The organism is Halorubrum sp. SP3 (assembly GCF_005435195.1).
Taxonomy (GTDB): Archaea; Halobacteriota; Halobacteria; order Halobacteriales; family Haloferacaceae; genus Halorubrum; species Halorubrum sodomense.
The window spans coordinates 19,799-41,803 of the sequence record NZ_SGTU01000019.1; the positions used below are offsets into that span (position 1 = coordinate 19,799).

At 71.2% G+C, this 22,005-nt stretch carries 22 protein-coding genes; 10 read left to right on the forward strand and 12 right to left on the reverse strand.

The genetic code is table 11. The features are described from left to right. Positions 1-26: 26 nt before the first annotated feature. The 7 genes from EXE42_RS13165 to EXE42_RS13200 form a co-directional block, all read right to left on the reverse strand. The gene (locus EXE42_RS13165; RefSeq protein WP_199240754.1) at positions 27-980 is read right to left on the reverse strand and encodes an ABC transporter permease; all 954 of its coding nucleotides are present in this window, start codon (positions 978-980) and stop codon (positions 27-29) included. Then, positions 977-2,038, reverse strand: coding sequence for an ATP-binding cassette domain-containing protein (locus tag EXE42_RS13170; protein ID WP_137693580.1), 1,062 nt, complete (start codon positions 2,036-2,038; stop codon positions 977-979). The genes EXE42_RS13165 and EXE42_RS13170 overlap by 4 nt, the downstream gene beginning before the upstream one ends. A gap of 152 nt (positions 2,039-2,190) precedes the next feature. Further along, positions 2,191-3,051, reverse strand: a complete 861-nt coding sequence (locus EXE42_RS13175; RefSeq protein ID WP_369333746.1) for an NAD(P)H-binding protein — start codon at positions 3,049-3,051, stop codon at positions 2,191-2,193. A 105-nt stretch (positions 3,052-3,156) separates the two neighbouring features. Then, positions 3,157-3,612, reverse strand: coding sequence for a cupin domain-containing protein (locus EXE42_RS13180; protein ID WP_137706689.1), 456 nt, complete (start codon positions 3,610-3,612; stop codon positions 3,157-3,159). 69 nt (positions 3,613-3,681) lie between these two features. After that, complete coding sequence (locus EXE42_RS13185; protein ID WP_137706690.1) at positions 3,682-4,089, reverse strand: helix-turn-helix domain-containing protein; 408 nt, start codon at positions 4,087-4,089, stop codon at positions 3,682-3,684. Between the two features lie 339 nt (positions 4,090-4,428). Next, the gene (gene serS, locus EXE42_RS13195) at positions 4,429-5,799 is read right to left on the reverse strand and encodes a serine--tRNA ligase (RefSeq protein WP_137706691.1); all 1,371 of its coding nucleotides are present in this window, start codon (positions 5,797-5,799) and stop codon (positions 4,429-4,431) included. A gap of 444 nt (positions 5,800-6,243) precedes the next feature. Beyond that, positions 6,244-6,792 carry a hypothetical protein gene (locus EXE42_RS13200; protein WP_137706692.1) on the reverse strand — a complete coding sequence of 183 codons (549 nt, stop codon included), beginning with the start codon at positions 6,790-6,792 and terminating at the stop codon, positions 6,244-6,246. Between the two features lie 128 nt (positions 6,793-6,920). On the opposite strand from EXE42_RS13200, the gene EXE42_RS13205 reads away from it, so the two are divergent. The 5 genes from EXE42_RS13205 (at position 6,921) to yciH (ending at position 13,519) form a co-directional block, all read left to right on the forward strand. Further along, positions 6,921-8,312, forward strand: coding sequence for a dihydroorotase (locus tag EXE42_RS13205; RefSeq protein ID WP_137706693.1), 1,392 nt, complete (start codon positions 6,921-6,923; stop codon positions 8,310-8,312). A 290-nt stretch (positions 8,313-8,602) separates the two neighbouring features. Beyond that, on the forward strand, positions 8,603-9,649 hold the full coding sequence (locus EXE42_RS13210; protein WP_137706694.1) for a MoxR family ATPase: 1,047 nt from the start codon (positions 8,603-8,605) through the stop codon (positions 9,647-9,649). 31 nt (positions 9,650-9,680) lie between these two features. Continuing rightward, positions 9,681-10,868 carry a DUF58 domain-containing protein gene (locus EXE42_RS13215; RefSeq protein ID WP_092920274.1) on the forward strand — a complete coding sequence of 396 codons (1,188 nt, stop codon included), beginning with the start codon at positions 9,681-9,683 and terminating at the stop codon, positions 10,866-10,868. 107 nt (positions 10,869-10,975) lie between these two features. Then, the gene (locus EXE42_RS13220) at positions 10,976-13,171 is read left to right on the forward strand and encodes a transglutaminase domain-containing protein (RefSeq protein ID WP_321167823.1); all 2,196 of its coding nucleotides are present in this window, start codon (positions 10,976-10,978) and stop codon (positions 13,169-13,171) included. 54 nt (positions 13,172-13,225) lie between these two features. Further along, the gene (yciH, locus tag EXE42_RS13225; protein ID WP_004046732.1) at positions 13,226-13,519 is read left to right on the forward strand and encodes a stress response translation initiation inhibitor YciH; all 294 of its coding nucleotides are present in this window, start codon (positions 13,226-13,228) and stop codon (positions 13,517-13,519) included. A 91-nt stretch (positions 13,520-13,610) separates the two neighbouring features. Here yciH and EXE42_RS13230 read toward each other — a convergent pair whose 3' ends face one another. Continuing rightward, entirely contained in the window at positions 13,611-14,444 is an 834-nt protein-coding gene (locus EXE42_RS13230) for a geranylgeranylglycerol-phosphate geranylgeranyltransferase (RefSeq protein WP_137694468.1), read from the reverse strand. Between the two features lie 163 nt (positions 14,445-14,607). Between EXE42_RS13230 and EXE42_RS13235 the strand changes: the two genes are divergently transcribed. From EXE42_RS13235 to EXE42_RS18600, 3 genes are all read left to right on the forward strand, one after another. Beyond that, on the forward strand, positions 14,608-15,657 hold the full coding sequence (locus tag EXE42_RS13235) for a cell division FtsA domain-containing protein (protein WP_174548986.1): 1,050 nt from the start codon (positions 14,608-14,610) through the stop codon (positions 15,655-15,657). 114 nt (positions 15,658-15,771) lie between these two features. Next, a complete protein-coding gene (locus EXE42_RS13240) occupies positions 15,772-16,380 on the forward strand; it encodes a helix-turn-helix domain-containing protein (RefSeq protein ID WP_137694469.1) in 609 nt (202 codons plus the stop codon). A gap of 65 nt (positions 16,381-16,445) precedes the next feature. Further along, positions 16,446-16,610, forward strand: coding sequence for a hypothetical protein (locus EXE42_RS18600; protein ID WP_158293709.1), 165 nt, complete (start codon positions 16,446-16,448; stop codon positions 16,608-16,610). A gap of 20 nt (positions 16,611-16,630) precedes the next feature. Here EXE42_RS18600 and EXE42_RS13245 read toward each other — a convergent pair whose 3' ends face one another. The 3 genes from EXE42_RS13245 to fer form a co-directional block, all read right to left on the reverse strand. Continuing rightward, positions 16,631-17,866, reverse strand: a complete 1,236-nt coding sequence (locus EXE42_RS13245) for a TIGR04347 family pseudo-SAM/SPASM protein (RefSeq protein ID WP_092920269.1) — start codon at positions 17,864-17,866, stop codon at positions 16,631-16,633. Further along, on the reverse strand, positions 17,863-18,258 hold the full coding sequence (locus EXE42_RS13250) for an Htur_1727 family rSAM-partnered candidate RiPP (RefSeq protein WP_092920268.1): 396 nt from the start codon (positions 18,256-18,258) through the stop codon (positions 17,863-17,865). Before EXE42_RS13250 ends, EXE42_RS13245 begins: the two co-directional genes overlap by 4 nt. 221 nt (positions 18,259-18,479) lie before the next feature. Further along, positions 18,480-18,869, reverse strand: coding sequence for a ferredoxin Fer (fer, locus tag EXE42_RS13255; RefSeq protein ID WP_092920266.1), 390 nt, complete (start codon positions 18,867-18,869; stop codon positions 18,480-18,482). A 242-nt stretch (positions 18,870-19,111) separates the two neighbouring features. Between fer and EXE42_RS13260 the strand changes: the two genes are divergently transcribed. Together EXE42_RS13260 and EXE42_RS13265 are read left to right on the forward strand one after the other, a co-directional pair. Then, positions 19,112-19,981 carry a CheF family chemotaxis protein gene (locus EXE42_RS13260; protein ID WP_137694470.1) on the forward strand — a complete coding sequence of 290 codons (870 nt, stop codon included), beginning with the start codon at positions 19,112-19,114 and terminating at the stop codon, positions 19,979-19,981. Between the two features lie 139 nt (positions 19,982-20,120). Beyond that, positions 20,121-21,035, forward strand: a complete 915-nt coding sequence (locus EXE42_RS13265) for a hypothetical protein (RefSeq protein ID WP_137706696.1) — start codon at positions 20,121-20,123, stop codon at positions 21,033-21,035. 52 nt (positions 21,036-21,087) lie between these two features. Here the strand turns inward: EXE42_RS13265 and EXE42_RS13270 are convergent, their stop codons facing one another. Next, positions 21,088-21,993, reverse strand: a complete 906-nt coding sequence (locus EXE42_RS13270; protein WP_137706697.1) for an MOSC domain-containing protein — start codon at positions 21,991-21,993, stop codon at positions 21,088-21,090. Positions 21,994-22,005 lie beyond the last annotated feature (12 nt).

The following is a 22,005-nucleotide window of genomic DNA, read 5'->3' on the forward strand; positions in this document are numbered from 1 at the left end:
GACCCGCTCGGGCCCCTACCCTGCCGTCACTTCACGTCGGAACTCGACGCGCGCGACAGCAGGTAGACGGCGACGCCGCCCAACAGGAGGTCGAGTCCCGCCAGTACGGCAACGCCGGGAGCGACGCCGTCGAGCGTCCCGCCGAACCACGAGACATCGATGACGGTCATCACGTCTCGGTCGACCATGAGCGAGCGCGCGGCGTCGACGCCGTAGGTGACGGGGTTGAAGCGCGCGAACGTCTGGATCCAGCCGGGGAGCGCTCCGAGCGGGAGGAACGCGCTCGACAAGAACAGGAGGGGGAACTGCAACAGGTTCGCGCCGATGATCGTCGACTCCTGATCGCGTGTGAGAAGCGCTAACGCGTTCGAGAAGGCGACGAACCACAGCGAAAACAGGATCCCGACGGCAACGATGCCGACGACGCCGACCACCCCGCTGACCACCTCGGCGCCGAGCGCGACGCCGAGGCCGATGATGATCGCGATCTGGACGGCGATCCGGAACACCTCGGCGGCGGTCTTGCCGACGAAGACGGCCGTGCGGTTCATCGGCGTGACGAGCACCTTCTCGAACATCCCGTTCTCGATGTCGTTGACCAGCCCCACGCCGGAGGTTATCGCCGCGGCGAGCGCCACCTGAACGACGATCGCGGGCACCAGATACGTCTCGTAGCTGATCCCCGGGATCCCCTGATTCACCGCGCCGCCGGCCACCGTACCGAACACCTCCGTGAACAGCACGAGGAAGATGATCGGCTGGACGAGCGACACGACCAGCACGAACGGGTTGCGGACGGCCTTCAGATTCCACCGTTTGAAGTTCACCCACACGTCGCCGAAGAACGAGTTTCCGGAGCCGACGGGACCGCGGCCGTCGGTGGCGGCGCGGGTCTCGTCGGTGGCGGCGCGGGTCTCGTCGGTGGCAGCAGTCGCTCCGTCCGCGGACGCGACCGCTCCGTCGCCGTCGGAGCCGCTCATCGCGACCCCTCCGCGTCCGCCTCGCTCGGCTCGTCGGCGTCGAGCTCTTCCCCGGTGATCGCGAGGAACACGTCGTCGAGGGTCGGCGCCCGGATGTTGAAGCCGGTGACCGTCAGGTCCGCGTCGCGGAGCGCGACGAGCAGGTCGGTTCCGTGCTCGCGGGCCGTCTCGGCGGTGACGCTGATCCCCTCGTCCGTCTCGGTCACGGACGCGTCCGCGAAGGCCTCGAACTCCCTCGCGATCGTTGCGGCCCGCGAGGACGCGTCCCCGTCGGCTTCGAGTTCCACGTCGAGCACCTCGCCGCCGACCTCGCGTTTCAGGTCTGCCGGACTCCCGTCGGCGACGATCTCGCCGTCTAAGATCACCGCCAGTCGGTCACAGAGCTGGTCGGCCTCCTCGAGGTACTGCGTGGTCAGGAAGATCGTCGTGCCGAGGTCGTTGATGCGTCGGAAGTACTCCCACAGCCGGTTGCGGGCCTTCGGGTCGAGTCCCGTCGTCGGCTCGTCGAGGAAGACGAGCGGCGGCCGGTGGACCAGCGCGGTCGCGGCGTCCAGCCGCTTTTTCATCCCGCCGGAGAACTCCTCGGACCGCTTGTCGGCGACGTCGGCGAGGTCGACGAGATCCAGCAGTTCGGTGACTCGTTCGTCGCGCTCGGCCGACGGGACCCCGTACGCCTCGCAGGCGAACCGCACGTTCTCCTCGGCGGTCAACTCGGGGTCGATGCTCGTCTCCTGGGCCATGTAGCCGATCGTCTCGCGGATCGCCCGCGGCTCGGAGCGCACGTCGAAGCCGTTGACGCTGACCTCGCCGGCGGTCGGCGAGAGGAGCGTCGCGAACACCTTGATCGTGGTCGTCTTGCCCGCGCCGTTCGGCCCGAGGAAGCCGAAGAACTCCCCCTCTGGAACGGTCATGTCGACCCCCTGGACGGCGGCGGTCCCGTCCGAGTACACCAGTTCGAGGCCGTCGACGTCGATGGCGGCGTTCGCCGGCCCGTCGGACGCCGCGCTCCCCTCGTCGCGCGAGGGTTCGACCCCGGCCCCGGGATCCTGTGATGACATGGGTCCGTTAGGTCGCCCGGCGGGTTATACTCCCGACTTCGAGGGAGGTGTGTGACTTCGAATATCGAAGTCAAAGCCGTTCCCCGGGCGCTCCGCGCCGAATCGGCCGACGGATGACGGCACCGAAAACGCCGCCGAGACCGGTTTGGGCGCTACGGGCGGGACGGCGAGTCCCCGGCGGCGCGGAACGCGTCGGCGTGGTCGTCGACGAACTCGCGGAGCGTTCGCGGCGGTCGCCCCAGGACGGTCTCGACATCGTCCGTCGTCCGGCCGGAGAGGCCCAGTCGCACCAGCGAGTACTCTGCGATCATGAACGCGACGAACCCGGGCGAGAACCCGCGCCGGTACATCGCCAGCCCGAACGCCGGCCGGGAGGGGTCCGCGTAGCCGATCGGCCTGTCGAGCACGTCCGAGAACACGTCGGCGGCCTCGCGGAAGTCGAGGGCTGCGGGGCCGGTGAGGTCGTAGGCGCGGTCCGCGTGACCGGACTCGGTGAGCACCGTCGCGGCCACCGCGGCCACGTCCCGCGCGTCGGTGAAGCTCAACACGCCGTCGCCGGCGGGGACGAATATCTCGTCGCGGTCGACGATCTCCCGACGGTGGATCTCGCTCAGGTTCTGGGCGAACCAGGAGGCGCGGAGGAAGGTACACGCGATCCCCGTCCCCGCCAGGTGCGTTTCGATCCGGCGATGCGGGAGGACCGGTAGCTTCTCCGCGCCGAGGATCGACAGGAAGGCCGCGCGGTCGACGCCGACCCGCTCGGCGGCGTCGGCGAACTCGGTGACGGCGCCGACGCCGCTCTCCGGCGGGAACAGCAGGAACAGGCGGTCAGATCCCGCTAGGGCCGTCCCCCACGTCTCGGGGCGACCGAGGTCGAACTCGACGTACTCGGGGACGTCGCCGAACTCGTCGCGTGCGCGCTCCGGGTCCCGCGTCGCGACGCGCACCGGGGTCCCGTCTTCGAGGAGCCGCCGGACCAGCGGCTCTCCCACGGTCCCCGTCGCACCGGTCACGAGGACGCGGTCCGGTTCCCCGTCCGAGTCGTCGGCCGGACCGTCAGCCGAATTGTCGGCCGGACCGTCGGACCCGCGCACCCCGCCGTCGCCGTCCGGCACGGCTCAGCCCTCCAACTCGGCGTCACACTCCGGACACCGGAGGTCGAACCCGTCGTCGCCGGGAATGGCCCGCATGTCCTCGTGACCGCACGCCGGACATTTCTGCGGGATTCGAACGTCCTCGCTCTCTCGGGGAGCGCCGAGCGCGAGCGCGACGACCGGTTCGTCGCCGTCGTTCTTGCCGGACTGGAACTCGCCCGGTGCGAACCGGACCGCCTCGCCCGCGCCGACGGTCACCGGCTCGGCCGGCGTCTCGAAGGTCGCCTCGCCCTCGACGACGACGAAGAGCTCCTCTTGATCCATGTGGGCGTGGAGTCCGCCGGAGAACCGCTCGCCCGGGTCGAGTCGGTAGTGGTTGACCGCGACGTCCGTCGCGCCGAGGGGCTCGGAGAGCCCGCGTCGGTCGACGTCGCTTCCGAACGCGTTCGGCTCGACCTCGTCGATGGAGACTCGTTCCATGGCCGTCCGTTCGCTCCGCCGACAATTATAGGTGCGACTTCGAGGGTCGGTAGCGAGGGACGGCTCCGGCTACAGCTCGTGTTCGATCGCCCAGTGGTGGAGGTGGGCGAAGACGGGGAACAGCGACTCGGCCCTCTCCGTCGGCGTGTACTCCACGCGGGGCGGGACCTCGTCGTAGGCGTCCCGTTCGAGCAGCGCCGCTTCGTTCAGCTCGCGCAACCGCGTCGAGAGCGTGTTCGGCGCGACCCCGAGTTCGGCCTCCAGGTCGCTGAACCGGAGCGGCCCCTCGGCGAACGCGAACTCGCTCAGGACCGCCATCGTGTGGGCCTTCCCGAGCAGGTCGAGGAGTTCCGCCACCGTCCGTCGAATGCGCTCCTGTTCCGCGTCTTCGAAGGACTCGCGCAGCGCGATCGCTTCCTCGCGTGACAGCCCCGAGTCGAGGTCGGGGACCGCCGGTGGGTCGGTGGGACCGGTCATTGATCGCCACCACGAGACTTGCGATATTGTACCTTTGGTCGCGAGTCCTCGAAAGCCCATTACTTCGAAGTATCGAAGTCACTCCGATATGCTCCGAGCGCACCCATGTGTCGCGTGCGAATCGCCACTTTCGGTGCGGGCGGTCGAACCGGCCGCCCCCTCGTCGAACGGACGCTCGAACGCGGCAACGAGCTCGTCGCCTTCGTCCGCGAGATGCCGAAGATAGCGGACGCGGAAAGGTCACGGGAGGCCCGAACCGAGGGGGAATCGGAGAGCATGTGGGCGTCGAGAGCGGTCGGGCGGGCTCGCGACCGCCGGGCTTCCCCGCCGAGTCGACCCCTATTCCTCGCCCAGCTTCGACTCGCCGACCGCGTCGTGGCCCTCGATGACCTCCGTCCCGCCCATGTACGGACGCAGCGCCTCCGGGACGGTGACGGTGCCGTCGTCGTTCTGGTAGTACTCCAGGATGGCGACGACGACCCGCGGCACCGCGAGCCCCGAGCCGTTCAGGGTGTGGAGGTACTCGGCGGACTCGTGGTGCTCCTCGCGGTACCGGATGCCGGCGCGGCGCGACTGGAAGTCCTCGAAGTTCGAGACGGAGGAGACCTCCAGCCAGCGGCCGCCCACGTCGGGCCCCTCGTCCATGTCGTCGGCGGGCGCCCACACCTCGACGTCGTACTTCTTCGCCTGCGTGAACCCCAGATCGCCGGTACACATCTCCAGGATGCGGTACGGGAGGTCGAGCCGACGGAGAACCTCCTCGGCCTCGTCGACGAGCCCCTCGAAGCGCTCGTCGCTCTCCTCGGGCCGAACGAAGTTCACCATCTCCACCTTGTTGAACTGGTGGACGCGGACGATCCCGCGCGTCTCGGTGCCGTGCTCGCCAGCCTCCTGCCGGAAGTTCGGCGTGTACGCCTGGTACTTCAGCGGGAGGTCCTCGCCGAGGAGGATCTCGTCGCGGTGGAGGTTGGTGACGGGCACCTCCGCGGTCGGGAGCAGCCAGAGGTCGTCGTCGTCGTACGCGTCCTCGTTCGACCCCTCGACGCGGTAGGCGTCCTCGGTGAACTTCGGGAGCTGGCCGGTCCCGCGCATCGACGCGGAGTTGACGGGGATCGGCGGGAACACGTCCTCGTACCCCTGCTCGCGGTGGACGTCGAGCATGAACTGGATCAGCGCGTGCTCGAGGCGGGCGCCGTCGCCCTTCGCGACGTAGAACCCGCCGCCCGCGACCTTCGCACCGCGCTCGAAGTCGAGGATCTCGAGGTCCTCGCCGAGGTCGTAGTGCGGCTCCACGTCGGCCGGAACGTCCCGGAGGTCGTCGAACCCCTCGCGGCGGACCTCGACGTTCTCCGACTCGTCCGCGCCCACGGGGACCGAGTCCTGGGGTATCTGGGGGAGTTCGAGTAAGGACTCCTCCAGTTCGGCCTCCAGTTCGTCGGCGCGCTCCTCGATCTCCTGAAGCTCCGACTTGAGCTCCTGCGAGCGCTCGATGGCCTCCTGGGCCGCCTCCTCCTCGCCGGCCCCCTTCAGCTCGCCGATCGTCGAGGAGACCTCGTTGCGCTCGTGGCGCAGGTCGTCGCCGCGCTGTTTCAGCTCCCGCCACTCCTCGTCGACGTCGAGTATCCGGTCGAGGTCCACGTCGACGCCCTTGTTGTCGAGCGCCTCGCGGACGACCTCGGGGTGCTCCCGGACGAACTGTCGAGACAGCATTTGTCGGGGGTTCCGCGGGGCGACCCAAAACCGTATCGGAGCGTCGGTAACGTCTCACAGCGTCTTCTTTTAGTTAGCACTCGGTGATCGGCGGCGAACACCTCCAAAGCCCCAGTCGCGAGGACGGCGCACGCTCGTTGCGCGCTTCAGTCGCTCACTCCGTTCGCTCCTTCCAGTGCTTACGTCGCCTGCGCCGTCCTCGCGACTGCCCCTTTGAGTCCCGCCCCGTCCCGCACCGCGACCGCACCTCTCACCTCCCCAGCCTCGTCGCCGGCGGCGAAGCCGCCGGCTGCCAGAGGCGCGTCGCGCCTCGCTGCCGCTCACTCCCTTCGGTCGCTCGCGGCGTCCCTCGCGCGTGCTCCTCGCGGCCGCCGATGGCGGCCACTCGGAGGCACGCGCCGACCGCCTCGTCCATTTATAAATCGACGACCGGTGACTGAATCGTCAGTACCCGCCCGGCAGCGCCATCCCGACGGCGAGCGCGACGAGCGGGACCGCGGCGACAAGCGCGTACCACAGGCCGGCGCCGACGAGGAGGAGCCACGTCGACGGGCCGTACCCGGCCGGGTCCCAGTCGACGCCCAGCCGCGGCAGACCGAGCGCGGCGGCCGCCGGCGCGACGAAGCCGACCGCGACCGCCCCGATCAGCGCCGTGAGCAGGAATCCGGAGCTCCAGGCGGGGCCCGCCTCGCCGGCGCGCGTGACAGTGAGCGCGACGCCGACGAGATACGGCACCGAGAGCCCCACGGACACTCCGAGGTACGAGGGCAAGACGCGTCCCGCCGGCGGGAGCGCGTCGAACAGCGCCCGGAGGCGCTCGGCGGCGAGGCACGGCGCGCACAGTCCGGCGGCGACGAGGCCGGGGAAGAGGAACAGCGCGACCGTCCACAGCCAGCCGACGACCGCGTCCGCGACGGCGGGGACCCCGAGAGAAGCGGTCGAGCCCCGGAGCGGAGGGACGACTCCCGAGCGGGCGGGGAGAAGGAACGTCATGCGGTGGAGAGCCCCCGCCGGCGACAAACGTCTTGTGGTTGCTCGGAGCGCGTCGCCGCCGACGGCCGCCGATCTCGCGACCGGGAACCACCAGCGTTTATTCCGCGCGCCGCGACCGGCCGACAACGATGCTCATCACGGGCGCGACGCTGGCCGACGGCCGGGTTCGGGACGCGCGGATCGGCGACGACGGACGGATCGCCGCGGTCAGCGAGGGGCTCGGCGCCGACGCCGGCGAGCGCGTCATCGAGGCCGGCGGGCGGCACCTCCTGCCCGGCGCGATCGACGTCCACGTCCACTTCCGCGAGCCGGGCGGGAGCCACAAGGAGACGTGGGCGTCGGGCTCGCGGAGCGCGGCCGCGGGGGGCGTCACGACCGTCGTCGACCAGCCGAACACCTCGCCGCCTACCGTCGACGGCGCGGCGTTCGACGAGAAGGCCGACCTCGCGGCCGACTCGCTCGTCGACTACGGGATCAACGGCGGCGTCACCCCCGACTGGGACCCGGAGAGCCTCTTCGACCGCCCGCTGTTCGCGCTGGGGGAGGTGTTCCTCGCGGACTCGACCGGCGACATGGGGATCGACGCCGACCTGTTCGCGGACGCGCTCGACGAGGCCGCGGCGCGCGACGCCCCCGTCACCGTCCACGCCGAGGACGCGACGCTGTTCGACGAGTCGGCGCTCGACGGCGACCTCGGCGGCGTCGGCACGGCCGCGACCGCCGACGCGTGGTCCGCCTACCGGACGGCCGACGCGGAGATCGCCGCGGTCGAGCGCGCGCTCGCGGCGGCCGCCGACCGCGACGCGCGGGTCCACGTCGCGCACACCTCGACGCCGGCGGCGGTCGACGCCGTCGTCGAGGCCCGGGAGGACGAGTCGACGGCGGCCGACGGGGACGAGGTCGACGCCGACGGCGACGGAGCCGACGCCGCCGCCCGGCGGGTCACCTGCGAGGTGACGCCGCACCACCTCTACCTCTCCCGGGAGCGGGCGCGGTCGCTGGGGACGTTCGGACGGATGAACCCGCCGCTCCGGTCCGAGTCGCGGCAGGAGGCGCTGTTCGCCCGGCTCGCCGAGGGCGCGGTCGACGTGGTCGCGACCGACCACGCGCCCCACACGGTCGCGGAGAAGCGGGAGGGGCTCGTCGACGCGCCGAGCGGCGTTCCGGGCGTCGAGACGCTGTACCCGCTCCTGCTCGAATCGGCCCGGAAGGGCGAACTGTCGCTCGAACGCGTCCGCGACGTCGTCGCCGCGAACCCGGCCGAGATATTCGGCCTCGACCGGAAGGGACGGGTCGCCGAGGGGTACGACGCCGACCTCGTCCTCGTCGACACCGCCGACCCGCGCGAGGTGGAGGCCGCCGCGCTCCACAGCGCCTGCGCGTGGACCCCCTTCGAGGGGCTTCGAGGTGTCTTCCCCGAGGTCACGCTCGTCCGCGGCGAGGTCGTCTACGAGCGCGACCCGGCGACCGGGGCCGCGTCGTTCGGCGATCCGGTCGGGCGGAACGTCAGGGAGCCGTAGTCGGGCCGGGGACCCCGGGCGGCCCGAAGCCTCGGGTGCGCTGAAACCTCAGGTGGCCTGAAACCCCGGGGAGTTTGAAAACTCGGGCGCCCCGAAACTCGGGACTCCGTCGGGGATCGCGGGCCCGTCCGGAGGAGGCCGAGGGGCCGAAATCGGCCGCGACGAGCGGACGGCCGGCGGCGGAACGCATATGCCGTTGCTCGCCTTAGCCGGGGTATATCGATGATCACGGGGAGCATTCGCACGGTCGTCTCCGGACGGGAAGCCGACCCCGGCGAGGCCGACCGAACATGACGGACCCCGGAGAGCCGGGACCGATTGGGACCGGTCCCGCGGAGTCGGCGGACGCCGAGGCGGAATCGACCGGCGGCGAGCGCGCTGGCGCGGCGGCCGGTGCCGCCGCGGCGAGCGCCCCCGAGACCCCCGCCGACGTCGCCGCGCTCGCGGACCGGATCGTGAGCGAGGTCGAGGAGGTGATCGTCGGCAAGCGCGACGCCGTCGAACACGTCCTCGTCACCGTGCTGGCGCGCGGCCACCTCCTCGTCGAGGACGTGCCGGGCGTCGGGAAGACGACGCTCGCGAAGTCGGTCGCGCGGTCGATCGACGGCTCGTTCAAGCGCGTCCAGTTCACCCCCGACCTCTTACCCTCCGACGTCACCGGCGTCAACGTCTTCAACCGCCGGACCGACGAGTTCGACTTCCAGCCCGGTCCGGTGTTCGCGAACGTCGTCCTCGGCGACGAGATCAACCGCGCCCCGCCGAAGACGCAGTCGGCGCTGTTGGAGGCGATGGAGGAGAACCAGGTGACCACCGACGGGACGACCCGCGACCTCCCCGACCCGTTCTGCGTCATCGCGACCCAGAACGACGTGGAGCCCGGACAGACGTACGAGCTCCCGGTCGCGGAGGTCGACCGCTTCACGAAGAAGATCCGGCTCGGCTACCCGGACACCGAAGAGGAGGCCGCGATCCTCGGGCGCCTCGCCGGCGATCACCCGGTCGACGCGGTCGAGCCCGTGGCGACGATCGCGGACGTCCGGCGGGCCCGCCGGATCGTCGGGGAGATCGAGACCTCGGAGGCGGTCCGGAACTACGTGGCTCGCCTCGCGGTGTACACCCGTCGGAACGCCCGGCTCGGGGCGAGCCCGCGCGGAAGCCTCGCGCTCGTCAGGGCGTCGCAGGCCCGCGCCGCGCTCGAAGGTCGCGGCTACGTGATCCCAGACGACGTCCAGGCCGAGGCGCCGACCGTGCTCTCACACCGGATCCGGACCGAATCGGGCGGGACCGACGGCGCGGACATCGTCGACGACGCGCTCGACCGAATCCGGGTGGAATGATGACGGTGACGCCGACCCCACTCAGGTCAGGATGACGCCGGCACTCACCCGCCGGGGGCGCGTCGCCGGCGTCGTCGGCCTCGTCGCGGCCGCCAGCGCGCTCGCCGCCGGCGGGCGCGCGCTCGACGCGGTCGTGCTCCCGGTCGCCATCGCGCTCGCGGCCGGCTACGTCCAGGTGTCGCGCGTCGAGGTGCCCGCGGTCCGCCACGTGACGCCCGCCGACGGGTTCGCCGGAGAGACGCGAGAGGTCCGCTTGGCGTTCGGACCCGAGGCGGCGCGGGGCGACGAGGCTGCCTCGCAGTCGTTTCTCGCCGACGTGCGCGTCCGTGTCGACGAGGGGCTCGACGGCCCGGCGGCGCCGATCCGGGCGTCTGTGGGCACGGAGCCGGTCTCGTACCGCGTCACGTACCGCCAGCGCGGCGAGCGGACGCTCGGCCCGGTCGAGCTCACCGTCACCGACGTGTTCGGGCTCTTCGAGCGCGAGCTGGTCGTCGACGAGACCGCGGCGGTGACCGTGTACCCGCCCCGCGACCCGGTCCCGACGCGGTTCCGCCGCGAGCTGTACGCGGCCGACGCGGTCGACGTGAGCCGCCAACGCGAGGAGTTCGACCGCCTCCGCGAGTACACCCGCGGCGACGCGGTCCGCGACGTCCACTGGGCGACGACCGCCAAGCGCGACGAGATCGTCGTCAAGGAGTTCGCGGCCGAGACCGTCCGGAACCGGGTGACGATCGCGGGCGGAACGGAGGTTCGCGGCGGCGGGGACGGACCGGTCGGCGGTCGCGACGACGGGCGCGGAGCCGGCTCGCTCGGCGCCGTCGATCGCGGCGACGACTCAACCCCCGGACGCTCCGCGAACGCGGCCGCTGCCGACGAGCTCGCGCGGGCGACCGCGAGCCTCGCGCTGGCGCTGCTCGACGACGGCGTCCCCGTCGACGTGCGACTGCCCGGCGGTCGCGTCTCGGCGGCGCCGGGCGGACGCGGCCGGCGCGAGGTGCTCGAACTCGCGGCCCGGACCGGTCCGGGGGCGGTGACCGACGACGAGGCCGACGTGACGATCGTCGCCGCGGCGGACGGCGCCCGGTTCCGAACGGGGGACCGCTCGGTCTCGTTCGCGGACCTGCGCCGCGAGGCCGACGAGGAGCGCACCGCGACCGACGGCCCGCAGTCGAGCCGACCGGACGGATCGACCGACCGCCGGGAGGTGGCGTCGCCGTGAGTCGCGAGTCGGCCGTTCGGGGGCGCCTCTCCCGGAGCGAGTCGGCCGGGAGCGAATCGGCCGGGAGCGGGTCGGACCGAAGCGACGGGCGGACGGCCGACCCGGCGGTGATCGGCGTCGCGGTCGTGGCCGCGGCGTACCTCGCCGTGTTCTTTCAGGTGACGAACGTCGTCGGCGGGACGGGGCGGACCGCGGCCGTCGTCGCGGTCGCGGGACTCGGCGGGGTCGCGCTGGCGCGGGCCGTCGGCGAGCGGACCGCGCTGTGGCTGGCCGGACTGCTGTTCGCGGCGGGGCTCGCGGGGTACTTCCTCGCGATCCCCGAGAGCCAGCGAGCGCTGTTCACCCTCCGGAGCGTCACCTTGGACCTCCTCGCGCTGTCGACCGGACTGTCCGTGCTGCGGCTGGCGCTCGCGGACGTCTGGGTGCTCGCGGTGGCGCCGGTGCCGACGTTCCTCGTCGGCTATTTCGTCGGGCGCGGGCGCCACGTCGCGGCCGCGGCGGTCGCCGGCGGAACCCTCGGCTTCCTCGTGCTCACCGGCGACGCCGAGACCGGCGCCGCGGTCGCCGGGGTCGTCGGCATCGCGCTCGCGATCGGGCTCTCGACGCTGTCGACGCCGAGCCGACGCCGCGGCCACGCCGGGACGTTCGCGCTGGTGGTCGCGGCGATGGTCGTCGCGAGCGCGACCGTCACCGTGATCCCGGCGGGCGCCGCGGAGCCGCTGGGGCTCGACCGCGGGACGCCGACCCTGGAGTCGAGCCTGAGCGGCGACGACGAGCTGGCCGTCGTCGGGACGACGCGGCTCTCCCCGAAGGTCCGGTACACGATCGAGAGCCCGGTCGAGCGGAACTGGCACACGGGGGCGTACGACACCTACACCGGCGACGGTTGGGTCAGGACCGGCGAGCGGTCCGCGGTGAACGGCACGCTGCCGGGCCCGCCGGGAGAGGCGGAGGCGGTCGACGTGACGATCACCGCGGAGACCGAGTCGACGGCGCTGCCGGCGCCCTGGAAGGCGGTCTCGGTCGACGGCGCGGGAGCGGTCGAGGTCGACGAGCGCGGCAGCCTCCGGCTCGCGGAGCCGCTCGAACCGGGCGAGAGCGTAACGGTGACGAGCCGCGTCCTCGACGCCGATCCGGCGACGCTCCGGAACGCGAGCACCGACTACCCGGCGGCGATCGAGGAGCGGTACACCCAGCTGCCCGAGAGCACCCCCGATCGGGTCGGGGAGCGGACGGAGGAGATCGTCGCGGCGGCGAACGCCGACTCGCCGTACGAACAGGCGGCCGCGATCGAGTCGTACCTGCGATCGGAGTACGAGTACTCGCTGACCGTCGAGCGGCCCGAGGGTGACGTGGCCGACGCGTTCCTGTTCGAGATGGACGCCGGCTACTGCGTGTACTTCGCGACGACGATGGCGGCGATGCTCCGCTCGCAGGGGATCCCGACCCGGTTCGAGACGGGCTACACGTCCGGCGAGCAGGTTAGCGAGGACGAGTACGTCGTGCGCGGACAGAACGCCCACGCGTGGGTGTCGATCTACGTGCCGGACCACGGCTGGGTGGCGTTCGATCCGACCCCGTCGGGCCCCCGCGACGAGGTCCGAGAGACCCGGCTCGCGGAGGCGCGCGCCGAGGGCGCGGAGAACGTCGACACCGAGGCCTCCGCGCCCGACCGGACGCCGGAGCCCGCTCCGAACGAGCCCGAGGCCGACGCGGGTTCGGCCGACGGGGACACGGGGGCGAGCAACTCGACGGCGGGGAACGCGACCGGCACCGGCGCGGTCGGCCCCGTCGATATCGCTCGCTTCGGCGGCGAGCAGACGGGGACGGTGCCGCCGGCCGGCGCGAGCGCCACCGCGGGGTCGACCGCTGGCGGGAACGACGACGGTGCGCTCGGATCGATACCGGACCCGAAGACGGCCGTCTACTGGCTGCTCGTTGCCGCGCTCGGCGTCGCTGGCGCCCGCCGAACCGGACTCACGGGTCGAGCGAGTCGACGGGTCGGACCGCTGCTCCCGGGGCGGCGGCGCGGTCCGATCGCGGACGCCGAGCGGGCGTTCGCGGACCTCGAACGACTGCTCGCCGGGCGCTACCGCGAGCGGCGGCCGGGGGAGACGCCGCGGAACTACGTCGACGCGATCCGGACGCTCGGCGCGGACGAGCGCGTCGAGACCGTCGCGACGGCGTACGAGCACGCCGCGTACGCCGGGTCGGTGACCCGCGCCGAGGCCGACGCGGCGCGCAGAGCGGTGCGGCGGCTCGCGCTCGAACGCGTGCCGCTTATCGGGCGATTCGTCCGCTGATCGGGGGGTTACCCGACACTATTTAATACGGGCGTCTTATAGATTCGGACTGTAATGTCGGAAGTCTGCTCGACGTGCGGACTGCCCCAGGAACTCTGCGTCTGCGAAGACGTCGCGAAGGAGTCCCAGCAGATCAGCATCCGCATCGACGAGCGCAGGTACGGTAAGGAGGTAACGGTCATCGAAGGATTCGATCCGAAAGACGTGGACATGAGTTCCCTCTCGTCGGATCTCAAGTCCAAGTTCGCCTGCGGGGGCACCGTCGAGGACGGCGCCATCGAGCTCCAGGGGAACCACTCGGGTCGCGTGGAGGATTTCCTCCGCGACAAGGGTTTCAACGTCGCGTGACCGTCACCTGACCGTCCGCCGTCGAGCATCGTTTCGCACCGCGACCGGTTTTCGTGTTGGTCTTCGTCCGCGAGCGGCCGCGCAGCTCGGCTCACACGACCACCGCGACGCGGCCGACGACGAACGCCGCCGCCGCGAGGAACGTGCCGTACTTGAAGCGGCGCTGTGCGGCGCCGGGGTCGGCGACGCTCTCGTAGGTCGCGTACAGCATCACCGCGTCGGCGACGACGACGACCGCGAGGTACGCCGCGCCGAGCGTTCCGGAGAAGTACGGCAGCGGGCTGACGGCCACGGCGACAACCAGCGCGGCCGCACCGATCCGCAGCGCGCGGCGTTCGCCGACCGCGATCGGGAGGGTCGCGAGGCCCTCCTCTCGGTCGCCGGCCACGTCCTCGACGTCTTTGATCACCTCGCGGGTGAACGTCGAGAGCCCGGCGAGCGCGGCGAGGACGAGGACGGCGCGGGGGTTTCCGACGGCGGCGCCGCCGAACAGGAACGTCGAGCCGACGAGGTAGGCGACCAGGGCGTTGCCGAGCCCGGGCGTCCCTTTGAAGAGGCTCGTGTAGGTGACGAGCGCGACGAGGTTCACCGCGGCGATGCCGATCGCTAACGGCGGGAGGCGGACCGCGACCGCGACCGCGACCGCGAACCAGACGGCGGCGGTCGCGAGCGCGCCCCGGGGCGACACCGCGCCGCGGGGGATGGGGCGGTCCGGGCGGTTGACCGCGTCGACTTGACGGTCGAAGTAGTCGTTGATCGCGTTGCCCGCGGCGACCGCGAAGACGGTCGTCGCGGCCGCGAGCGCGGTCGGGACGGCGGCGCCGCTCGCGCCCGCGACGAACGCGCCGGTCGCCGTGAGGGCCCCGGCGGCGACGCAGTTGCCGAGGCGAGCGAGGTCGACGATACCGCGGAGCGTGTCTCGCACGTCGTCCCCGTACTTCCGCCGCCGAGAAATAAACGGTGCGGGATCGGTCGGCCCGGGAGCGCCTCGCCGCGATCGCCGCGTCCCGAACACCTCCCCGGCCACGCAGGCGGCCGCGCCCGGCCTGCCACGAACGTTTATCACCTGCGAAATGAAACACTGGTTCATGGCTAAAGGCCTAGACGTCGGGACGATGAACATCCTCTCCGGGCGGCAGGAGGGCGCGGAGACGGTGTTCGTACAGCAGCGGAACTCGTTCGTCGAGATCGAGTACAGCGACATGGCCGAGCAGATGCTCTCGCGCAGCGAGGTCCTCCACATCCGAAAGGACGACAAGGTGTACGTCGTCGGCGACGACGCCCTGAACTTCGCGAACATCTTCAACAAGGAGACCCGCCGGCCGATGCAGCACGGCATCCTCTCCAGCGAGGAGGCGTCCGCGATCCCGATGATCAAGCTCATTACCGAGCAGGTGGTCGGCGAGCCCTCGAAGCCGAACGAGCGGCTGTTCTACTCCAGTCCCGCGGACCCGATCGACTCCGGGCTCACGACCCTGTACCACGAAAAGACGCTCGAATCGATGCTCGGGGACATGGGGTACGATCCCGAGCCGATCAACGAGGGGATGGCGGTCATCTACTCGGAGCTGGCCGACAACAACTTCACCGGCCTCGGGATCTCCTTCGGCGCGGGGATGACGAACGTCTGTCTCGCCTACTACGCGGTCCCCGTCATGAAGTTCTCCATCGCCCGCGGGGGCGACTGGATCGACGAGCAGACCTCGCAGGCGACCGGCACGCCCGTCGACAAGGTGACGAGCATCAAGGAGGACGACTTCGAACTCGACTTCCGCACCGACGTGGGCGGCGTCGAGGGCGCGCTCGCCATCTACTACGAGAACCTGCTCGACTACGTCATCGAGAACATCACCCGCGAGGTGGACGAGGAGGACGTCGAGGAGGGGCTCGACGTGCCCGTCGTCGTCACCGGCGGCACCTCCAGCCCGAACGGCTTCGAGGACCTGTTCGCCGACCACCTCGCGGACGCGAACATTCCGTTCTCGATCAGCGGCGTGCGCTCGGCCGACGAGCCGATGTACAGCGTCGCCAGCGGCGCCCTCGTCGCCGCACGCTCCGAGGAGGGCGAGGAGGCCGAGTCGGGCGGTACAGCCGACGAGCCCGCGGCCGAGGAGGCCGCCCCCGAGTCCGAGGACTAATCCGACGACGCGGTCGCGTTCTCTCACTCACTTTTTCGAAACCGACCCGGACCGCCGCGCCGGATCGCGGGAATCCGCCGAAAAGTAAAACCGACGCCGTCCGTAGCGACTGACATGTCCGACGCCGCCGGCGCCGAGGTGGACCGTCGCCTGCGGGTCGACCTCGACGTCGATCCGACCGGCGACCGCGGCTGTCCGATCGTCTCCGAGGCCGACGAGGCCACCGAGGTCGCGGTCAACGCGGTCGGCGACGAGTGCGTCGTCGACGTGACGACGCCGGACGGCGACGTGCGCCGCGGAACCGGCGAGGTCGACGCCGACTGCCTCTGTCACGCGTTCGGGGGCCTCGGCTGCGTCCCGCACTTCCGGCGCGTCGAGGACGGGACGATCCTCGTCACCGCGTACGTCGACGACCGGGGCGCGGTCCGCCGGCTCGTCGAAGAGCTTCGCGGGGTCGTCGACCGGGTTCGCCTCGTCCGACTCGCGGTCGTCGAGGGGCCGGACGCGACCGAGCAGGTCACCTTCGACCTCTCCGCGCTGACGCCGAAGCAGCGCCGCGGGCTCGAGCTCGCGGTCGTCCGCGGCTACTTCGACGACGACCGCGACGTGCGCCTGAGCGAGCTCGCCGACGAGCTCGGTATCAGCAAGTCCGCGCTCTCACAGCGGCTCCGCACCGCGCAGGCGAAGCTGGTGACGGACGTCTTTGACGGCGCCGAGCGGTGAGAGCCTTTGAAGCGGTGGACCGGTAAAGCGGGACGCCGAGGGGGCGCGACCTCCTCCGTCCGGTCATGAGCGACGACGACCCGCCGGCCGTCGAGCCGGTGCGAGACGACGCCACCGTCGAGCTCGTGCGCGACGCGATCGGCGTCGCCCGCGGGGAGGTGCCCGCGGAGCGCTTCTCCGCGAAGTACGGGACGGGAGGTGGACCGGACACCGACGGAAACGGGGAATAAGGACCGGGCCCGAAAGCGATTCAGTCGTCGGCGGGCGCGGACCGGTCCCCCGCGTCGATCCGCGAAAGCGCCTCCTCGCCGGCGCGCTCCGCCGCCGTGAGGTAGCACTTCGGGTCGGGCGCGAACGGGTCGCCGTGCGCCGAGAGCGCGCGGAGCCGCGAGCCGCCCCGGCAGATCGATTGATACGCGCAGTCGGCGCAGCGGCCGGAGAGGCGCTCCTCCCGCTCGCGGAGTCCGGCGAGGAGCGGGTTCGACTCGTCGGTCCAGATCGCGCCGAACGAGCGGTCGCGGACGTTGCCGGGCGAGTACCCCTGCCAGAACTGCGTGAGGTGGACGTTGCCGACGGGGTCGACGTCGGCGACGCGCTCGCCGGTGGGGTCGCCGCCGTTGCGTTCGAGGTACCGGTAGATGAGCCGGGCGCGGTCGGTCCCCATCTCGCGGTCCGCGTACTCGACGAGGTGACCGGCGTCGGCGTAGTTGCCGACGAGCAGCGTCTCTATCTCCTCGCCCCGCTCGTGGTACTCGCGGGTGAGGTCACAGAGGTCGGCCACCGCTTGCCGGGTCGCCTCGGGCGAGAGGTCGACGTTCGAGATGTCGGCGCCGCGGCCGCCGTAGTCGAGGTGGTAAAAGCAGAAGCGGTCGACGCCGACGTCGACGAGCAGGTCGACGACGCCCGCGAGGTCGTCGACGTTGTGCTCGGTGATCGTGTACCGGAGCCCCGTCTTGAGCCCGACGTCGAGGCAGGCCTCGATCCCCCGGACCGCGGCGTCGAACGCGCCCTCCTCGCCGCGGATGCGGTCGTTGCGCTCGGGGAGGCCGTCGACGGAGACGCCGGCGTACTTGAGCCCCGCCTGCTTCAGCTCTCGGGCCCGGTCGCGGGTGAGGAGCGTCCCGTTCGTCGAGAGCACCGGGCGGATCCCGCTCTCGTCGGCGTACGCGATCAGCTCCGCGAGGTCCTCGCGGACGAGGGGCTCGCCGCCGGAGAACAACAGGACCGGGACGCCGAACTCGGCGAGGTCGTCGACGAGCGCCTTCCCCTCCGCCGTCGAGAGCTCGTTCGGGGCGCCGTCAGCGTCGGCGCCGGCGTAGCAGTGCTCGCAGTAGAGGTTACACCGCTTCGTGGCGTTCCAGACGACGACCGGCCGCCGCTGTTTCTCCTCGGTGATCTGCGGCTCCTTCGAGCCGTCGGCCGCGTCGTAGCGGAGTCCGTCGCTCTCGGCGTCGAGCCCGCACAGCAGCTTGCTGACGGAGATCATCGCGATCCCTCCGCGGGCGGCTCCCCGGCACCCTCTCCGTCGTCGTCGACTGGCCTCCCGCCGCAGGAGACCGTCGGCGTCCCCTCGGTCTCCTCGTAGACGCGCGGCTCGTCGGCGTCCTCGGCGTCCGCGTCCGCCCCGTCCTCCTGGTCAGCGAGCGACGCCGCGGAGTACCGGGACACCTCGGCGGCCGGGCACACCCACACGTCGCGGGCGTACCACGCGAAGAGCTTGCTCGCCTCTTCGTGGGCGACGTCCGGCGTCGGCGCGGCGACCGTGCCGACGTGGCGGAGCGGGTCCGACTCCGCCTCGCGGACGAACACCTCGAACCGGCGACCGTCGGCCGACCGCGGCCCGTTCGCGTCCTCGCTTCGACTCGTCTTCTCGACCATACCCCCCGTACGGACGGTCCCCCGAACGGGGTTTCGCGCGTTCTCACGGCCGCGAAATTCGCCCGAACGAGTTCGGGAAGTGAGCGACGCGGCCGTCGCCGAGAGAGCGACGAGGGCGGAGAACGCCGAGACTAATCCGGAACGAAAACGAGAGAATGCGGGGACGCGGCGACTGCGGTCCCGGGTGAGAGCGGTCGTTAACCGCGGTGAGAGAGTGCCGTTCAGATGACGCGGTTCTGCAGGTAGTCGAGGTGCTTCGCGTTGTAGACGATCTTGACCTCGTCGGTGGCCGGGCTACCGATACAGGTGAGGCGGACGTTCTTCTCCTCGACCTCCTCGTCGGAGAGGATCTGCTGCATGTCCATGTCGATATCGCCCTTCTTGACGATGGACGCGCAGTTCGCACACGCACCGGCGCGACACGAGAAGGGCCAGTCGTAGCCCTGCGCCTCGGCGGACTCGAGGATGTATTCGCCCTGATTGACTTCCAGGGTTCCGTAATCCTCGTCGTCGAGGCCGGCGTCGGCGGCCTGTTCGAAGAGGTCGTCGTCGTCCATCGACCAGCCGTGGTCGTCGAGCACTTCGTAGTTGAGGTATTCTACTGTGGGCATCACCAGTTGGTTTGATGCCCACCTCATTAGGCTTTGCTGTTCCTTATCCCCCGCCCCCGAGAGACGCACCGGAGAGCCGAACACGTTCGATTCGTCTCGGCGTTTTCGACGGATTTCGGAGACGTCTCGAACGGGCGGAGTTGCCGTTTCTCTCCGCCGGGAACCGCACTAGTGACAGTTCGTTATCACGACTGATACGAGGTGAGTAACAATAAATAGCGTACGGCGCACAGGAACTATCGATGGGAGAGTCCGTCGTCGCCGACTTCGTGGGCCGCGTCCACGCGACGAGTCAGGAGACCGACGAGCCGGTGACGGGCCGCGTCCTGTTGAGCCAGCGACGGCTGGTCCTCGCGACGGACGACGGGAAGGAGACGATCCCGCTCTCGCGGGTGTTCGACGTGGTCGTCGGAAGCGTCCCCGGCGACCTGCGCTCGTTTTTCAACGAGAGCGTCACGATCGCCTACGAGAGCGACGGCTCGCGGCGCTCGGCGCTCGTGGAGGGCGAGTCGGAGGACATGGACCGGTTCGTCAGGCTGCTGTTCAAAACGCTGTTGCGGAACGTGACCGTCACGGTCCGACACCCGGCGAAGGTCGGCGGCCGCGTCACGGACGCCACCGACCACCGCGCCTCGGTGTCGGTGTCGCCGGGAGAGATACGGTTCGGGGACTGCCCCGAGCCGTTCGCGGTCGACCTCTCGGCCGTGATCGACTACGAGCGCACCGACCGCACGCTGGGCGGGAAGAAACGGCCGGCGCTCGTCTTCCGACACGTCGCCGACGGGCAGACGGTGACGTCGATCACGACGGTCCCGAACGAGCGGGCGCTCAACATTCTCGGTCGGTACATCAAGATCGAGTACGACGAGGCGATGGAGGATCTGGAGTCGTTCGACCCGACCGAAGAGCAGTTGGAGATCCTCGTCTCCATCTACTCCGCCGGCGGCGAGGCGACCATCGCCGACGTGGTCACCGGCGACGTCACCCAGACGTCGATGGTCCTCGACTCGCTGCGCGAGGCGGGCCTCGTCGCCGACGGGGAGGCCGGGACGACGCTGACTCGGAAGGGCCAGATGATCGTGAGCTCGCACCTCGAATCGGTCAACGCGTAGCGGCCGGCGCTCCCTCGCCGCCGCGGGCCGCACTGCGCGTTCCGAGGCCCGCCGTGGGCAGCACTACGCGTTCCGAGGCCCGCCGCGGGCCGCACCGCGCGGGGGAAACTTCATGCTCCTGTAACCGTAGGTGTGTCTCATGGCAGACCGTGACCACCGCGGCGGCGAGACGCCGCTCGACGCCGTGGTCCGCGACCGGGGAATCGACGCGCCCGATCCGTCGGACGAGACGGGGTCGCCCGGAGGCGGGACGACCGCAAGCGACACCTCCGGGCCGAGACCGCGGGTCGCTCGCGTGCCGGAGGACCACGACCACGACACGTTCTCCGTCGAGGGGATCGACACCGACCGCCGCGAGGGACTGTTGGAGGCGGTCCTGCGCGACGTCGACGGCGTCAGCGCCGCCTCGGCGACGCGGCGCAACGGAACGGTCGGCGTCCACCACGACGCGTCGCTGTCGCGCGAGGCGCTCCGGGAGGTGTTCGCGGAGTGCGGGCTGGTCGTCGCGCCCGGCGACGAGGCGTTCGAGGCGCGCCGCGCCTCGCAGTTCGCGTCGGCCCGCGTCGCGGTCGCGGTCCTCTTCGGCCTGATGGTCGCGACGCCGTACGTCGCGGTGCTGTACCCGACGCGCGTCGAGTGGCTGTTCTACGACCCCGTGACGGTCCAGTACCTCCAGTCGATCCTCGACTCACAGATGACGACGCACTTCTTCATAAACCTCGGCGCGCTCTCCGGGGTCGCGTTCCTCGTCGCCTGCGGTCCCGCGATCCGCCGCGCGACCGCCGCCGTGCGCGCCGGGCGGTTCACCGGCGAGACCGCGTTCGTCGGGAGCGTCGTCGCCCTCTACGGGTACAGCACGCTGACCGCGTTCACCGGTCTGGAGGGCGCGGTCCACTACGACCTCGTCGCGTACGCGGTCGTCGTCGCCACCCTCTGGACGCAGTTCGGGGTCACGGACACCGCCGTCGACCCCGCGACGGGCGGCGAGTCCGCGGCGGACGCGGCCGACACCGACGCGGACGAACCGGTCGCGATGACCGACGGCGGCCGCTGACGCGGCTCCGCGTGGTCCCCTTCCCGCCGATTGCTTCGACGGCGTCGGTCGATCACTCAGCCGCGGACTCGGCGTCCGCGACGGGCGTTCCGCTCTCGTCGACGGCGACGACGCCCTCGACGGCGACCTCGTCGCCCACGGCGAGCGTGTCGCCCCACGACGCCTCCTCGACGACGGTGTTGACCATCAGCCGGAAGTCGTGGTCGAAACGGTCGCTCTCGGTCCACTCCGGCAGCGTCTCGCGGCGCTTCCGGACGAATCTCTCGCGGAACCCCGCTGTTTCGGCGCCCGTGTCCGGGTCCCGAGAAGGGACGACGCAGCGCTGACAGGGGTTGACGCCGATCAGTTCCGTCCCGCCGACCGCGACGCGGACGCCCTCCCCGTAGTCCGCGAACAGTCGGTCCTCGAAGAAGGCGGGACAGCCGTCTACCACGACGTTCGGACGCAACCGGCGACGCATCTCCGTCGCGTCCGCGATCTCGTCGAACCACGACGCGACGGTCTCCAGCGTCGCCTGCGAGACGACCGTGGGGCCGTGGGCGGCGCGGTCGTCGTGGAAGCCGCCCGCCGGGTCGCGAACGAGGTCGACCGCGTAGCCGAGGTACTCGCCGACCCAGTCGGCCAAGTCGTCGCCCTCGTCCGGCAGTGCGAAGGTGCGCTCGGCCGCCGGCGCGCGCTCGGTCTCCGGTCGCGAGAGCGTCACGGCCGTCGGGGTGGCGTCCGTCGGACCCGCGAGGTCGTACTCGGCGCGGAGCCCGTGGATCGCCGGCTCGCTTTTTCCGTTGACGTAGCCGCCGCCACCGCCGACGGAGGCTTCCCCCGGATCGACGCCGGCCTCGACGAGCGCGTACGAGCGGTCGCCCCGGAGCGCGCCCTCCGGGCCGATCGCGGCGCGGTCGACGGCGACGCCGTCACAGGACTTCAGCGGGTAGGCGACGAGTTCGCAGACGCGTGTCATGGCCGGTGTTCG